The organism is Dactylosporangium sp. NBC_01737 (assembly GCF_035963215.1).
Classification (GTDB): Bacteria; Actinomycetota; Actinomycetes; order Mycobacteriales; family Micromonosporaceae; genus Dactylosporangium.
In genome coordinates, this window is record NZ_CP109153.1 from 10,097,295 (window position 1) to 10,110,052 (window position 12,758).

The following is a 12,758-nucleotide window of genomic DNA, read 5'->3' on the forward strand; positions in this document are numbered from 1 at the left end:
TGAGGTCGATGGCGGCGATCGGCGTCGCCATCGCGGCCGTGGCCGGGCTCGCCGCGGTCTCGCTGATCTGGCCGCAGACCGCAATGCTGCTGCCGATCGCCCGGTTCCTCGGCCTGGTCTGGCTGGCGGTCGCCGGCTACCGCCTGTCTCAAGGCCACGCAACACCCCCCATGTCAGTGACTGACCGGCACGAGGGCGCTCGCCGCTGTTTCAAAGCCCGCCAGCTGTCGTGGCCGCCGCGGTCGGGTCCGCCGGGCTCCGGTTTCCGCCGGACGTGATCGTGGTCGCTGTCCGCTGCGACTGCGCACCGAACGCCGAGCCGACGTCCATCAAGCACTCAGCAGCCTGGCCCGCTCAGTGATCTGCCTCCGCCAACTCTTTCTGAACTGAGTTCTTACTCAGGAGGGACTCAGGGGGCGGATGTGGTTGGGATGGCCGCCTGCAGTAGGGTGCCGCCGCTGGTGGGGCTTGTGACGGTGAGGTGTCCGCCGAGTGCTTCGACGCGGTCCTGCAGGGCGGTGATGCCGGTCCCGCGGTGCGGGTCGGTGCCGCCGACGCCGTCGTCGCGGATCGACACGTGCAGGGTGCCGTCCCGGGTTGCCGCCTGCACGTGCACGACTGTGGCGTGGGCGTGTCTGGCCGCGTTGGTCAGCGCTTCGGACACGACATGGTAGGCGGCTGTCTCAACTACCGGGGGCATGCGCGGGCAGGTGTGGAGGTCGAGTTCGACCGGCACCGGCGATCGGCGGGCCAGTGCCTTCAGCGTTGGTGCCAGGCCGCCTGCGGCGAGCAGCGTTGGATGGATGCCCTGGGAGATCTCCCGCAGGTCGTCCACAGCATTGTTCAGACCGCACAGGGCGCGCGACAGCTCCGCCTTGGTCTGCTCCAGCTCCGGCGGCAGGCTGGCCTTTACGACACCGAACTGCATCGCGACGGCGAGGAAATGCTGCAGCGCACTGTCGTGTAGGTTGCGCTCGATGCGCTGGCGGGCCTGGTCCGCGGCGGCGACCAACCGGGCCCGGGACGCGGCGAGCTCGGCCCGGCTGTCGGCGTTGGCGACGGCGGTGGCGGCAAGGTCCACAAAGGCCGCGACGCGGGCCTCGGTATCCGGCGGCAGCGGCTCGGGCCGGGTCGACCCGACGCCCGCCACACCCCACAGCCGCCCCTCAACCACGATCGGCACCCCGACCACAGACCGGACGCTCAGCTCACGGGCGAACGCGCCGATGGGACCGGCGGCGTCTTCGAAGCTGTCCATCCGGGCGGCACAGCCGGTGTCCCGCACCAGCGCCAGAACGTTGTCGCCCTCGACCGGCAGGCGCAGTTGGTCGGCGCTCAGGCCGGACACGCTGGTCGAGACAACGCTGGCCGCGGCGTCGGTTTCAAAGCGGCACAACCACGTGCTGTAGGACTCACCCAGCAGCCTGTACAGCTCTGTTGTGACGGCGTCGAAGACCTCGGGTGGACGGCCACCGTCCGCCACGAGTTTCGCCACCCGCCCCAACGCGGCTTGCTCGGCGGCGAGCCGACGCAGATGCTCCCGGCTCGCTTCCAGCGAATCCAACACGGCCGCACGTTCGCAGCCGGCGTGCAGCAGCGACGCCAACGCCGGCACAACGGACTCCCGCAGCTGCCGCATCGTCCGTTCGGGCACGTCGACCGGCACCACCAGGGTCCCAAGCGGGGCAGCGCCGACGCGAAGCGGAAACGCCGAGTGCCGGTCATCGCCGGGGACGACGGCGAGGTGGATCGCCGTGTCCGGCAGCTTGAACGATCGCGCGATGCACTGCGCGACCGCGGGCAGCACCGTGGGGAGGTCCTCTGCGTGCAGCAGCAGCCGGGCCATCTCGGCGGTGAGGTCAGACTCCTCGGCCTGGACGGTGCGCAGCCGGGACAGGTCCGCCACCGCGCTCATGGCCACAGCGACGATGAGCAGGACCGCCAATCCGACGACTTGCGGCACGTCGGAGGCGCCGAACGTTTCGACGGGTTGGACGTGGAAGAAGACGAACGCCACGGTGCTCGCCACCGCGGTGGCCATCCCGAGCCGCATTCCCCACACCATCGAGGCAACCAGCACACCGACGATGTAGATCATGCCCGGGTAGAACGGTGTCATGGCCTGCTGGAGCGGATAGACCAGGAGGGTCTCCGCCACGATCAGCACGACTGTAACGGCGATCCCCAACCCCAGGGGCGGGGGTGTCGGTCGCACCAGCCGGGACAGCGAACCGACATTCATGTGCACTATTTTAGCCAAGTTTCCTGTTTTAGTCCGGTTCTGTGTCGCGTTGCGTGCTTGCCACCTCCCGCCGGCGGGAGGTGCCGTTCGGAGAACATCCCACCCGACCATCAAGGTTAGATCGTGGATGCGGCACCGAACCCACGTCGCCCTCGTAGGTTGATCTCGTGGTTCGGCGGGACGAATCGGAAGTCGTGGCACTGCTGGTTTCGTGGAGGCACAGCTGCAGGTGTCACGCAGCGTCCTGGCGTACCTCGCGGGCCGCGACATCGACGGGGCAGAACTGGCCGGTCCCCATGCTGCTCGACCAGCTGAAGGCCGCCGTCGCAGAGGCGCAGCGCGTCCTGCCGCCTGTCGACCTTGAATGTGGCCGGACGGGTCTCTGGGTCGCCTGTCGCTGACTTACAGGCCGAACAGAGCGGTCAGGCCGCTGAGTGCCAGCCGCTGGTGCAACATGGCGTTGACCCCACGAGGGTGAGTCCGCAGCCGACCTTGACGCATTCCCGGCGAGTGGCGACCAGCGCGGCGAGGCCCTCCTCATCGAGGTACGTGACCAAGGTCAGCTCCAGGCAGAGCCGCTACCGCGGATCGATCACCCCGTCGCCCTGGCCAGCAGCCTGATGAGGAGCATCACCGACCCGATCGGGTCTTGTGGAGAGCCCGGTGCATTGAAAGGTGCACGCCGGGTTCGGGAAGCGGCCCGGGGAAACGGACCAGCCTCACGGGCTGGCACCGAGACCCGGGCCGACTTCACCGACCCGACCCGGCGACGGTCATGACGTTCATCGACGAACAGCCCTGCGACCGGGACCTGGTGGACCTCGGCCTGATCTCCAACATCCACGAGGTCCGCTCCGCCGTCGCGATCGAGCGCCAGCAGAACCTGGTCCACTGCGCGTTCTCGTTCTGCTGGAAGGCCTGGTTCGACCACCACTCCGATCAACCGTCCACACTCGACACTCCCAGTGAACCGAGCGCGGACCCGTCACCCGACAGCCCCGGAGAGAGGGGCCTTCCACCGCCGCAGCCAGCACTACACCTGTGCTGGCCCAAGACCCTCCGCGCGGTACGCGCCTGGCTGACCCCATGGTTGCGGCTGCAACGCTGGTGGAAGCCTGGTCCGACAAGCCCCCACCCATTTCGGTGATTTGATCACTTCGCCGGCCGACTGCCGCAACCGACGGTCTCGAGCGTCCGCCGCCACGCACCGGTTCGGTCCGTCCTTTATGGACGGTTCCCTACGGCCTGTCCCGCGGCGGTGAGTTCGCCGCCGCGAGCGGTGCGATCCGCCATCGAAGTACCCGGCAGCGACCCCCGCCTATTGACAACAAATCTGGGACTGCAACGGCAGCGGCGCACAGAAGTTCACGCTCCCGCAGTGACGACAGGCCCTCTGGCCGGCACGCAGTACGCCCGGCCCGAGGGCGCCCGCCCGCCACTGCAGTGCCGCGTCCCGGGGCCCGTTCGGATGCCGCCGCAGCTGCGCGGTGAGAAGTTCCACAAGGGTGTCTGGCCAGCATATGGCGGCGATACGGTTGCGTGGCGCCGCTTCTGGCGCACCTGACGTTCCACGCAACGAAAGAGGCACCGCCGATGGCCCGCCTGGCCCAGACGCCCGGTCTGACCGATGTGCAGCAGTCGATTCTGGAGACGGTGCGAGCGTTTGTGGACAAGGAGATCATCCCGTATGCGCAGCGGTTGGAACATGGTGATGTGTATCCGGCGGACATTGTGGACGGGATGCGGGAGATGGGGCTGTTCGGGCTCACGATTCCGGAGGAGCACGGTGGTCTGGGTGAGTCGCTGCTGACGTACGCGCTGGTGGTGGAGGAGTTGTCGCGGGGCTGGATGTCGGTGTCCGGGATCGTGAACACGCATTTCATCGTGGCGTACCTGGTGGCGCAGCACGGCTCGGCGGAGCAGAAGGCCAGTTTGTTGCCGCGGATGGCGGCGGGGGAGATTCGTGGGGCGTTCTCGATGTCGGAGCCGGGTTGCGGGTCCGACGTGGCGGCGATCCGGACGAAGGCGGTGGCTGACAGCGACGGTTATGTGATCAACGGTCAGAAGATGTGGCTGACCAACGGTGCGCATTCCTCGGTGGTGGCGACGCTGGTCAAGACCGATCTCGGGGCGGAGTCGGTGTACGGGAACATGACCACGTTCCTGTTGGAGAAGGCGCCGGGTTTCGGGGAGAACGAAGCGCTGCCGGGGCTCAGCATCCCGGGGAAGATCGAGAAGATGGGGTACAAGGGCGTCGAGACGACCGAGATGGTCCTGCAGGATGTGCGGGTGCCCGCCGGTGCGGTGCTCGGCGGGCCGGGCGGGGCAGGTCGTGGTTTCTATCAGATGATGGATGGTATCGAGGTCGGCCGGGTCAACGTCGCGGCGCGGGCGTGCGGAATCTCGATCCGGGCATTCGAGCTGGCGATCGGGTACGCGCAGCAGCGGCAGACGTTCGGCCAACAGCTGGTCAAGCATCAGGCGATCGCGTTCAAGCTGGCCGAGATGGCCACGAAGATCGAGGCGGCGCACGCGCTGATGGTCGGCGCGGCCCGGCTCAAGGACTCCGGGCAGCGCAACGACGTCGAGGCCGGTATGGCGAAACTCCTGGCCAGCGAGTACTGCGCCGAGGTCGTCCAGGAATCGTTCCGCATCCACGGCGGCTACGGCTATTCCAAGGAGTACGAGATCGAACGCCTGATGCGCGAAGCACCGTTCCTGCTCATCGGCGAAGGCACCAGCGAGATCCAGAAGACCATCATCAGCCGTGGACTGCTCAAGGAATACGGAGTCCGTTGACGACGCAGGCGGTCACGTGCACACCGTCCACCGTGGACAGTGACAGCTCGTCGGTGCCGGCGATGCGGGCCTCCTGGCCGCAGAACAGCGGCCGCACGTTGCGGTGGGTCACCTCGCTCACCGGACCGGCGCCGCGCACGCGGACGGTCTCCAGCAGCGCCAGGGTCATCAGCGGCCCCTGCACGACAAGCCCCGGGTATCCCTCCACGCCCATGGCGTAGGCCAAGTCGTAGTGGATGCGGTGGCCGTTGGCGGTCGCGGCGCTGAACCGCATGAGCCGCACCGGGTCGGTGCGCAGCACCCACTCCCCTGGCCCGCCCGGCGACAGCAGCGCGTCGACCGAGGACGCCTCCGGCAGCACCGGCGCCACGGAGATCGGAGGCGAGGCCGGCCGGTACACGATGTCCTGCGTCTCGGCCACGGCCAGCACCCCGTCCTCGCGAGTGAGCCGGGTCTGCACCGTGGACAGGACGAACTCGCCCTGACGGCCGGACTTCGGGGTGGTGGAGAGGACCTCGACGGTGCGATCGACCGTCGAGCCGACGGTGAGCGGGGCGAGCAGGCGCACGGTGCCACCGGCGAACATGCGGCGCGGGAAGCCCGGCGGATGCGGCGGCGTCACGTGCCGCGGGTGCCCGTCTGGTCCGGTCTCCCCGGCCGGCGGCCACGCCGGCAGCGCGGCCCAGTGCCACAGCGGCGGCAGCGGGTCACCGGGTCCGGGCGCGGGCAGCCCGGTGTCGAACAGCGCGGCCAGCGCCTGCACCGGGCCGGCCTGCAACAGCACCTCAGCCACCGGCTCCTCCTCGCTCCAGCACACGGCGGGCCCGTTCTACGACCGGCCGGTCGACCATGCGGCCGTCCACGGTCACGACCGCCCCGCCGGCGGCGGCCGCCGCGACGATCCTGGCCGCCCAGGCCATCTCGTCCGCCGACGGGCGGAACGCGGCGTCGACGAGCGGGACCTGCCGCGGGTGGATGCACAGTTTGCCGGTGAAGCCGAGGCTGCGAGCGTAGGTGACGTCGTCGGCCAGCAGCGCGTCGTCGGACAGGTCGGTGGTGACGCCGTCGATCGGGCCGGGCAGGCCCGCCGCCGCGCTCGCCAGGACCAGCGTATGCCGGCAGGTGGCCAGCGCCGCCCGGTCCGCGGGGTCGACGCCGAGCTGAGCGGAAAGATCAAGGTGGCCGAACGCCAGCCGGGCCACACCGCGGACACGGGCGATCCGGGCCGCGTCGAGCACCCCGGCCGCCGTCTCCACAAGCGCGATCACCGCCGGCGAACGACCCAGCCGACCCGCGAGGGCCTCGATCGCCGCCGGGTCCTCGGCCTTCGGCAGCATGACCGCGGCGTCCACGGTGGACAGTCCGGCGACATCGTCGTCGTGCCACTCGGTGCCGACGGCGTTGATCCGCACCGCGGCCAGGTTGCCGGCGGCCAGCCAGGCGATCGCCGCCGACCGGGCCGCGGCCTTGTCCGGCGGCGCGACCGCGTCCTCGAGGTCGATGACGACGGGGGCGCCGGTGCCGGCCGCGCGATCGAAGCGCTCGGGCCGGCCGCCGGGCACGAACAGCACACCCATGGCGCGGGCGATCCGGTCGGCGAACGCGCTCATGCCGTCCCCTCCGCTACGCTCCGGACCGCTCATGCGATCGCCGCCGGGACCTGGGCGGTGAACCAGTCGGCCACGGTGCCCGGACCGGCGAAGGTGACCGACGGGTCGGCGGCGAGTTCTTCGACGATGTCGAAGAAGCCGCCGACGCGATGCGGCACGCCCAGCAGGTGCGGGTGCATCGGCAGCGCCAGGACCCGGGCACTGCGCTCGGCTCGGGCCTCGGCCTTGAGGACCGCGACGGTGTCACGGACCCGCCGCACATATTCCGGCATCGGCTGGTGCTCCACTGCGACCACCACGCTGTCGTTGAGCTCCAAGTTGTACGGCACGGCCAGCAGCGGCGGCGCGGTGCTCATCCACAGTGGATGGTCCGCGACCGCCCAGTCGAGCACGTAGCGCACGCCGAGGTCGGCCAGCACCTGCGGGGTGTGGACGGTCTCGGCAAGACCCGGGCCCATCCAGCCGCGCGGGCGCCGGCCGGTGCTCGCGGTGAGCAGGTCCAGCGACTCCTGGATCGCGGCGCGTTCGTCGGGGGCGCCGGTCACCGCCTCCTGGCGTACGCCGTGTGCGATGAACTCCCACCCGGTGGCCAGCAACAGCTCGAACACGGCGGGATAGTCGGTGTGGATGGCCGCGTTGACGCTCAGCCCGACCGGCAGGCCGCGGCCGGCGAAGCCGTCCACGAGCCGCTCGATGCCGGCCCGCAGGCCGTAGTCCACCCAGCTGAAGTTCGGCACGTCGGGCACGTTGTCGCGGCCGTGCGGGGCGGTGAGCAGCTTGCGTGGCATCGGCCGGTCGAAGGGCCACGACTCCACGTTGAGGATCGGCATGACCACCAGGTCGGTGCCGTCCGGGCCGGTCAGCCGGGGCAGCTGCGCCGGCAGCTGGTGCGGTATCCACGTCATCGCGACGATGCTCCTATCGGGTCTGACCGCCGTCGACGGTGATGCTGGTGGCCACGATGTGCGCCGCCCGTGGCGACAGCAGGTACGCGGCCGCCGCGGCAACATCGCCGGGCTCGGCCGGCTGGCCGGTGGGAATCTGTGCGTTGAGGGTCGCCGCCGCCGTGGCCTCGTCGACGCCGGCGGTCGCCGCGCGGTGGGCCAGCAGTGCCGTGTACCGGCCGGTGCGGGTCGGGCCGGGGTGCAGCCCGGCGACACCGATGCCGTGCGGCGCGAAGAAGCGGCCGCCGCTGGCGACGAGGCCGTCGAGTGCGGCGTTGATGGCGGTCGAGGTCACCATGCCGGGCGGCGCGTCACGGGCCGCGTTGCCGGCGACGAGCACGATGCGCCCCCCGTCGCCGTCGCGCATCAGCGCCGCTGCCGCACGCATCACCCGTACCGAACCCAGGAACTTCGTGGTGAACGCCGACTGCCAGGCGCCGTCGTCGATCTCGTCGAACGTGCCGATCGGGGTCGATCCGACGCAGGCGAGCAGCCCCCACAGCGGCGCGTGGCGGGCTGCCGCGGCCGACAGTGTGGCCACGCCCTCGGTCGTGGTCAGGTCGGCGGCGACGACGGTGACCTCGGGCGCGCCGGCCTCACGGGCCTGCGCGGCGAGCGCCTCAAGCCGGCCGGGGTCGCGGGAGGCCAGGACAAGCCGGGCGCCCTCGGCGGCCAGTTGCAGGGCGGCGGCCCGGCCGATGCCCGCCCCCGCGCCGGTGACGGCGACGAGGCGGCCGGCGAGTTGCAGGTCCATCAGGCGTCCTTCCAGATCGCGGCGAGCTCGTCGGTGGTGCAGACGGTGGCGTAGCGGTGCCGGGCCGTCTCCAGCGCGGCCTCGTGCAGCGGCACCGACCAAGAGCCGCAGGCGTCCTCGGGCAGCACGACGTAGTAGTCGGCGCTGAACGCCTCGCGGGCGGTCGCCTCGACGCACACGTTGGTGGAGACCCCGGCGCAGATCACGGTGCACACCCCGGCGGACCGCAGCAGCAGGTCCAGGTTGGTGCCGGCGAAGGCGCTGTAGCGGTACTTCTGCACGACCACGTCACCGCCCTCGGGGGCGAGCTCGTCGATGATGCGCTGCCCCCAGCTGCCCTGCACGCACAGGTCAGTGACGGAGAACGTGGCCCGCGACCGCGCGTCGAGCCACGGGCCGGAGTCGCTGGCGTGCCCGGGCAGCGTGGTGTGCTGCGCGTGCACCACGAACAGCCCGGCCGCCCGCGCCGCGGTCAGCAGCCGGCGCATCGCCGGGATCACCCGCCGGCCGTGGTCGAGGGACCGGCCGCCGCGGGTCGCGGTCTTGCCGCGCGGGTCGAGGAAGTCGTTGCACATGTCGACGAGCACGAGGGCGGTGTGCGCCGGCTGCACCTTCTCCGCGAGGGTGCCGAGGATCTGCGGCGTCATGCCCGGACCAGCTCGCGCAGGCCGTCGCCGGGGCCGTCGACGCTCATCGCGGCCCGCCAGCGTCGCGCGGCGCCGTCGTCGCCGAGCACCGGCACGGCAAGCAGCCGGAACTTGGCCTCCAGCTGGGCGTCGGTCATCGGCGCGGCGACGCTGCCGGTGGCGTGCCGAACGGTGAACGTATGGGTGACCCCGCCGGGCAGCCACACCTGTACGCGGCACGCGTCCTTCGGCATCTCCGGGTCGGTGACCGCCTCGACCTTGCGCCGCAGCCCGACCACCTGTGGGTCGCTCGCCCGCGCGTCGGTGTACTGCGCCGGGCCGGCCCCACCGTCGAGCATCCCGACAGCGAAGCAGTGGTACACCGAGAACTTGCTCTGCAGCCCGTCCACGGGTTCGTGCACGCCCATCACCTCCAGCACCACCGGCCGGACCGTCACCACGACCCGTTCGATGTCCTCGGCCGGCAGCCCGGCGTCCCGCGCCGCGATCGCCGCGTCGATCACCGGATGGGAGACGATGCCGCAGCTGTACGGTTTGAAGGCGTTCTGTTCGGCCTCCCACTTCTCGCCGAGGTGCTCCAGCGCGGCGCCCGGGTCGTAGGCGGGCGCGAGCGCGGCGGCGAGGCCGGCGGGCGCGCCGAACGGGTCGGCGGCACCGGTCAGCCCGGCACGGGCCAGCAGCGCCGCCTGCAGCCCGTCTGCGGCCGACCGGCCGACGTGCATGGCCTTCGTCATCGAGCCGAGCTGCTCGGTGACGCCAGCGGCGAGCGAGCCGGCGATCGCCAGGGCGTGCCGGGTCTGCTCGGCGTCGAGCCGCAGCACCCGGGCCGCGGCCGCGGCCGCGCCGACGTGCCCGGCGGTCCCGGTCACGTGCCAGCCGCGGTCGAAGTGCCCGGGCCCGAGCGCGATGCCGACCCGGCTGCCGACCTCGATCCCGGCCACCACGCCGGCGAGCACGTCCCGGCCGTCGGCGTCCACGACGGCCGCGGCGGCGAGGGCGGCGCCGACGACCGGGGCGCCGGGGTGCAACACGGTGCGCAGGTGCGTGTCGTCGAAGTCCTCGACGTGCATGGCGTACCCCATGAGCAGCGCCGCCGCGTATCCGGACACGGTCTCGCCACGCCCGGCGACAGGCACGCCGCCGCGCAGCCCGAGGTCGCGGAGGGTGTCGGCGACGGCCAGCACGGCGGGGTGGTCGGCGGCGTCGACGGCGAGGCCGATGACGTTGGCCAGGGCGCGCCGCCCGGCGTGGCGGGCGCTCTCGGGCACGGTGTCGAGGTCGAGCCCGCTGGTGAAGGCGGCCAGCCGCGCCGCGAGATCCGCACCGGCGACCGGTTCGACGGGGGCGGGTTCGACGGGGACAAGTTCGGCGGGCACCAGCGCCGCGTGGCGCTGGGGTTCCAGGGCGATCCAGACGGTGCCGAAGCCCTCCAGCAGGGTGGCCGCGGCGGCCCGGTCGCCGTACGCGAACAGCAGGCCGCGTGGCCCCTCCAGCGCGGTCGGCGACGCCGTGACGCCATGGCCGGCCAGTGCCGCGGCGAGCACGCCCGCGGCGGCGGCGAAACCCGGTGTCAGGTCGCCCAGCGGCGTTCCGTCGTGCAACCGGTGGCCGCCGGTGAGGCTGGCCGCGATGCACAGCGACGTGGTCAGCCGGCCGTGTGTGGCTCCACCGGCAAGGCATGCGGTCACGGCCGCCCCGAGCACGCCGACACTGCCCGCCGGATCCCAGACGGCCGCGTGGCGGGGCCCGAGCGCGGCGGCGAGCCGCACGGCCAGTTCCGCGCCGATGAGCACGGCCAGGGCGGGATCACATCCGGCGCCGGCGGGATCGCGGGTGGCGGCCGGCCGGGGCGCGTCCACCCCGGCGGCGGCCGCAGCACACACGCGCCACGCCCACGCCGCCCCGGCGGACCCGTCCTGGCGGTGCCGGTCCTCGGGCAGTGCCGCGGCCAGCAGGGCGGTGGTGAGCGGGTCGGTGATGTCCGGGCCGTACGGCGCCTGTGCCGCGATCCGGTGCAGCGCCGGCGCGGCCCTCGCGCCGGTCCTCGCGCCGGCCGACGCGAGGGCCGCCTTCGCAGCGGCCAGTGCGGACGCGTCGACCGGCGCGGCGCAGGTGCGCAGCGCGCGATCGGCGAACGATGATGCGAGCACGACCCCAACCCCTAACACTCAACTACAGTGCTTAAGTGAGGTTAACTACTTGGGGACGTCGCGTCCAGGACGGGTCGGTCACAGCGCCGCTCAGGCGGCGCCTCGGGCAGACGCCGCCCGCGCGGTGCGGCCGCCGGGCTTTACCGTGGCCTCCTCGACCGGCGCGAGCTGCAAGCTGGCCCGCAGACTCTCCCCCACGGGCGATCCGGCCTTGATCCCCACGAAGAACGCCAGCACCACCAGTGCCGCCTGACGCTGGTCTTCAGAGAGCTGGCGGTGAAACAGCCCCGCGTGGGCCTGGACCTGCTCGTTGATGCCGGCAAGGACCGGGCCGACCTCGGCGGTGGCGACCACGCGGGTCATCCGCTTGTCCTGGTCGGTGCGCTGCCGCTCGACCAGTCCGCGCCGCTCCAGGTCCCGGACCAGGCGCGAGGCGAACGCCGGGACCACGTCGAGACGCTCCGCCAGCTGACTGACCGTCAGCGGCTCGTCCATCACGCCGAAGATCTGGATCAGCGCCTGGTGCGCCAGCGGGTCGAACCCGTGGTCGCGGGCCGCGTCGTCGACGATGCGGATCACCTTGCGGATCACGTAGCGGGCGGCAGCGACGGCCTGTACGTACGTTTTCTGATCGGTGACCTGCTCCTGGCCGTTCTGCACCCAGGCAGCCAGCGCGATCTCGGTCTCGTTCACGTGCGTCCCCTTCACCGGCCCGTTGGAGCCTCAAGTATCACACTAGGAATAAGTACCCAGGATCATTACGCTGATGGCCATGGTACCTCCGACAGCGATCCGCAATAAGTGGGGCGTCATCATTCCGTCGACCAACATCATGGTCGAGCATGACCTTGCCATGCTCTGCCCGCCCGGCGTGACCTTCCACGCCGGGCGCGCATACATATCCCGGCCGTCGATGGCTTCCGACGCCGCCGCCAAGGACCTGCTCGACCAGATGGAAGCGTCGTTCGACGTGGCCCTGCGCGATGTGCTCACCCTGGCCCCCGACCGCATCGTCATCGCCATGTCGGCCGAGGTGATGCGGCGCGGCGTGCGCGGCGGCGCCGAGTTCGTCGACGCCGTCGCCCAGAAGGCCGGCCTGCCCGTCACCACCGGCCCGGCCGCGGTCATCGCCGGCCTGCAGCGCATCGGCGCGACCCGCATCGCCGTGCTGACGCCCTACCAGCCCGAATCGGACCAGCTGACCAGCCAGTACCTGCGGGACTGCGGCTTCGATGTGGTGCACGTCAAGAGCCTGCGTCGCACCTCCGCCACCGACATCGCAAAGACGACTCCCGGCCAGGTCATCGCCGGCCTGCGCACGCTGGCGACGCACCGCCCCGACGCGATTGTGGTGGTCGGCACCAACCTGGGCGCGGTGGCGCTGGCCGCCGAGGCCGAGCACTGGCTGGGTGTCCCCACGATCGCCATGAACGCCGCCACGGTCTGGCACGCCCTGCGCGAGGCGGGCATCCCCGACCGCCGCGCCGACGCCGGCTTCCTCCTCCGCGACTTCTGACCCGCCGCTGCACTGCCGCGGCGGCGCCGGGCTGCGCCCGATACACAGATCGAAGGTCAGGACCGGCCACCTGGATGACCGGTCCTGACCTTCGTC

The 12,758-nt window shown here is 71.6% G+C and carries 12 protein-coding genes; 4 read left to right on the plus strand and 8 right to left on the minus strand.

Annotation, left to right across the window (positions count from 1 at the left end; translation table 11 throughout):
* Positions 1-8 precede the first annotated feature (8 nt).
* Positions 9-278, plus strand: coding sequence for a hypothetical protein (locus OHA72_RS46325; RefSeq protein WP_327002479.1), 270 nt, complete (start codon positions 9-11; stop codon positions 276-278).
* 131 nt (positions 279-409) lie between these two features.
* Here the strand turns inward: OHA72_RS46325 and OHA72_RS46330 are convergent, their stop codons facing one another.
* Positions 410-2,167 (minus strand): GAF domain-containing sensor histidine kinase, encoded by a 1,758-nt coding sequence (locus OHA72_RS46330; protein ID WP_327002480.1) that lies wholly within the window; start codon positions 2,165-2,167, stop codon positions 410-412.
* A gap of 850 nt (positions 2,168-3,017) precedes the next feature.
* Here OHA72_RS46330 and OHA72_RS46335 point away from each other — a divergent pair.
* Both OHA72_RS46335 and OHA72_RS46340 read left to right on the plus strand, forming a co-directional pair.
* The gene (locus OHA72_RS46335) at positions 3,018-3,389 is read left to right on the plus strand and encodes a hypothetical protein (protein WP_327002481.1); all 372 of its coding nucleotides are present in this window, start codon (positions 3,018-3,020) and stop codon (positions 3,387-3,389) included.
* Positions 3,390-3,835: 446 nt separating this feature from the next.
* Positions 3,836-5,041, plus strand: coding sequence for an acyl-CoA dehydrogenase family protein (locus OHA72_RS46340; RefSeq protein ID WP_327011790.1), 1,206 nt, complete (start codon positions 3,836-3,838; stop codon positions 5,039-5,041).
* Here OHA72_RS46340 and OHA72_RS46345 read toward each other — a convergent pair.
* The 7 genes from OHA72_RS46345 to OHA72_RS46375 all read right to left on the minus strand — a co-directional run bounded on the left by OHA72_RS46345 (position 5,019) and on the right by OHA72_RS46375 (position 11,839).
* Positions 5,019-5,834: an HTD2 family dehydratase gene (locus OHA72_RS46345; protein WP_327002482.1), complete on the minus strand. Its 816-nt coding sequence runs from the start codon at positions 5,832-5,834 to the stop codon at positions 5,019-5,021. The genes OHA72_RS46340 and OHA72_RS46345 overlap by 23 nt on opposite strands.
* Positions 5,827-6,651, minus strand: a complete 825-nt coding sequence (locus OHA72_RS46350) for an HpcH/HpaI aldolase/citrate lyase family protein (protein ID WP_327002483.1) — start codon at positions 6,649-6,651, stop codon at positions 5,827-5,829. Before OHA72_RS46350 ends, OHA72_RS46345 begins: the two co-directional genes overlap by 8 nt.
* A gap of 29 nt (positions 6,652-6,680) precedes the next feature.
* Positions 6,681-7,556: a polysaccharide deacetylase family protein gene (locus tag OHA72_RS46355; RefSeq protein WP_327002484.1), complete on the minus strand. Its 876-nt coding sequence runs from the start codon at positions 7,554-7,556 to the stop codon at positions 6,681-6,683.
* Positions 7,557-7,569: 13 nt separating this feature from the next.
* Positions 7,570-8,349: an SDR family NAD(P)-dependent oxidoreductase gene (locus OHA72_RS46360; protein WP_327002485.1), complete on the minus strand. Its 780-nt coding sequence runs from the start codon at positions 8,347-8,349 to the stop codon at positions 7,570-7,572.
* The gene (locus OHA72_RS46365; protein ID WP_327002486.1) at positions 8,349-8,996 is read right to left on the minus strand and encodes a cysteine hydrolase family protein; all 648 of its coding nucleotides are present in this window, start codon (positions 8,994-8,996) and stop codon (positions 8,349-8,351) included. The genes OHA72_RS46360 and OHA72_RS46365 overlap by 1 nt, the downstream gene beginning before the upstream one ends.
* Positions 8,993-11,146 carry an MmgE/PrpD family protein gene (locus tag OHA72_RS46370; RefSeq protein WP_327002487.1) on the minus strand — a complete coding sequence of 718 codons (2,154 nt, stop codon included), beginning with the start codon at positions 11,144-11,146 and terminating at the stop codon, positions 8,993-8,995. Before OHA72_RS46370 ends, OHA72_RS46365 begins: the two co-directional genes overlap by 4 nt.
* Before the next feature lie 90 nt (positions 11,147-11,236).
* Entirely contained in the window at positions 11,237-11,839 is a 603-nt protein-coding gene (locus OHA72_RS46375) for a MarR family winged helix-turn-helix transcriptional regulator (protein ID WP_327002488.1), read from the minus strand.
* A 73-nt stretch (positions 11,840-11,912) separates the two neighbouring features.
* Here OHA72_RS46375 and OHA72_RS46380 point away from each other — a divergent pair, with 73 nt between their 5' ends.
* The gene (locus OHA72_RS46380) at positions 11,913-12,662 is read left to right on the plus strand and encodes a maleate cis-trans isomerase family protein (RefSeq protein ID WP_327002489.1); all 750 of its coding nucleotides are present in this window, start codon (positions 11,913-11,915) and stop codon (positions 12,660-12,662) included.
* The last annotated feature ends 96 nt before the right edge of the window (positions 12,663-12,758 follow it).